At 36.8% G+C, this 2,527-nt stretch carries 2 protein-coding genes; both read right to left on the bottom strand.

The genetic code is table 11. The features are described 5' to 3' along the window. On the bottom strand, positions 1–1,392 hold a 1,392-nt coding region (locus tag LKW28_RS22735), incomplete at its 3' end, for a tyrosine-type recombinase/integrase (protein ID WP_229142691.1). Beyond that, on the bottom strand, positions 1,385–2,494 hold the full coding sequence (locus LKW28_RS22730; protein ID WP_107920280.1) for a tyrosine-type recombinase/integrase: 1,110 nt from the start codon (positions 2,492–2,494) through the stop codon (positions 1,385–1,387). The genes LKW28_RS22730 and LKW28_RS22735, both read right to left, overlap by 8 nt. Between the last annotated feature and the right edge of the window lie 33 nt (positions 2,495–2,527).

The raw sequence follows: 2,527 nt of genomic DNA, 5'->3' as shown, positions 1-2,527 counted from the left end.
ACCCATGAGGTCTTGTGCCATATATCGTTCCTTATCTGCCCTTATACGCCCCAAATGATCCTTATGAACTTCAAGGAATTCAGGAGTGGTAATAAACTTCGGGCAAAATAAACAAGCATTTGGCTTTTTACAATTTACAACCTTTTTGTTTATCGGTTTAGTACATACACCATCTGGAAGCTGTGCCATTAAGCGTTTTTCGGTATCAAGTTTTTTACCACNCTGTGCCATTAAGCGTTTTTCGGTATCAAGTTTTTTACCATTTTCATCTACAATGTCATCAACCTTACGTTCTACAAGTCCAATAAAACCAATCTTTTTATACTCTTTCGTGAGTTTGTCATTTCGGACTTTGGCATATAGGCGAGTAGAGTGCATAGACTCATGCCCCAAATACTGCATAACCTCAAACGTACTAAGACCGTTATTTAGAAGATCGGTTCCAATTTGATGACGGAATTGGTGAAACGTTATTACCGCCAAATCACCGTTGCTATCCCGAATATCAAACCGTTTAATAAACTTATCTCTCAACCAATCCCTTGCAGTTACTTGTCTCAAAGGCTTGTATTTCTTGTTTATAGGTTGAAAATAATAAAATAATTTGTCGGTCTTCAATTCAGAACGAAGTTCTTCCGTAGCTTGAATTAACATTTTAATTGCTACCGAAACCTCTTTGCTAACAGGAATAAACCTTTCGGTCTCATTTTTTGAACTAACTACTTCCAGAAGATATTTCTTCAATAAGTCTCTTCTTAAACAGTCTTTATTTAAGTTTAAAGCCTCTGTTAAACGTACTCCTGTATGTCTAACGACAGTAACTAAAGTCCAAAGAACAACATCATTTAAGCATTCTAAAGTTGGCTGTAATGTTGATTTCATTTGGCGAAGTGAAGAATCAATCGAATCCATTACATTGTCATCAATAAGCATACTTTTCAACGAGTCCTCTGTTTGTAAAGTACGTTGTTCAGTTCCATCAAACACTTCGTAAAGTGGAAATCCACCCCACTCAAAGAGTTGACCATGCTTAATATGATGTTTCAATGAAGCTAACGATATAGCTCTCGTTTGCGGTTTATTTACATTTGCTAATAAGTAGTGAATAAACCCTTCTACAATATCAAATGTAAGTTCCTCAAACGTATCAAGAACAATATCATAACCCTCTAAATACTCAAAGAATACCTCTAACGAATAGTTGTATCTGTGTAATGTTGAGAGTTTAAGCCTACCAATTGTAATCGACTCTTTTGTAATCTTCTTAATCGTTTCCTTAAACCATTCATTCGGTAAAAAATCAAACCGAAATGTGTAAGGAGACAAATCCTCACTTGCAGGAAATACCCAAGTGTCTTTACTCATATCAATAAGAGGAAGTACATTAGTCAAGTAGCTCACCCCTCTTACTTTCTAAATAACGCTCATGAGCCATTGCTAATGTCTTAACAGAAGGCTTTGCGTATTTAGCTGTAGTAGCGATGCTCTGATGTCCTAATCGTTCTCTTATGACATTTACATCCACTCCAATATCCTGTAATTCGGAAGCGTGTGTATGTCTCAAAGAATGTGGTGTTAAACGGAAGTATTCAATTCCACTTTCCTCTTGAATTTCATTTAACACATCTTCCACCGAGGTTCTACCAATCGGTTCTCCTAAATTACTCGTAGAGTGTGACACAAAGATATAATCAATATCATCTTTTTGAGGGCGATGGAATAGAACATAATCCTCTAACGCCTGTAACAATTTCCATGACACAGGTATGGTTCTTTCGCCTGATTTCAATTGCCTATCAAGGGGTTCATTTTCCCTCTCAATTAGATAAATATTACCTGTTTTCTCTGTTGGATCAGGATAGTCATAATCACTAATTCTAAGGTGTAATAGCTCAGACACCCTAAATCCCGTTTCATATAACACTCGAAACATCAGCTTGTTCCGAAACATTAAAGATTCGTTTTTCCCCCAAAGCATATCAACAGCTTGGTAATACTTCTGCACCGTATTAGAATATAGTCTCTTTCTGTCACTTTTCTTTTTTAACTTTCTTCTAAAGTAACTTTGAAGACCTTTATCCCAATTCTTCGTTACATGACGTAAATAACCTCTGTTCTGATGTGGTGCATAGCCTCTTACTTTGACTAATGGTGATTCTTCTACAAATCCCCCAATAGCTTCAAAGTGTCTGAAAAACGAGCTTAATGTTGCCAAGTATCTATTAAGCGTTGCAGGGGCAACTCTCCCACTTGGTTTTCTGCTGTCGATGTATTCAATGAAACTGGTTATGGATGATGGCTTCACTTCATAGAACTTTAACCCTTCCCGTTCAAGCCATAGATAGAAGATCTTCAAATCATCTAAATAACTTTTTACCGTATTGGGTGACAATCCTTTGCTTTCCAGAGTATTCGTAAAATCTAAAACCTCTGAAATAATCCTCATGTTAGAATCCACTAACACAAAGGATGACAGGGTTTTTTCAACCTTCAAGGCACTCCCCTCCACTCAAAGGAGAAAGGCAAA

This window comes from Bacillus sp. REN16, assembly GCF_020731355.1.
In the GTDB taxonomy this organism is placed as follows: domain Bacteria; phylum Bacillota; class Bacilli; order Bacillales; family Bacillaceae_L; genus Ferdinandcohnia.
This window is presented reverse-complemented; position numbering and strand designations above follow the sequence as displayed.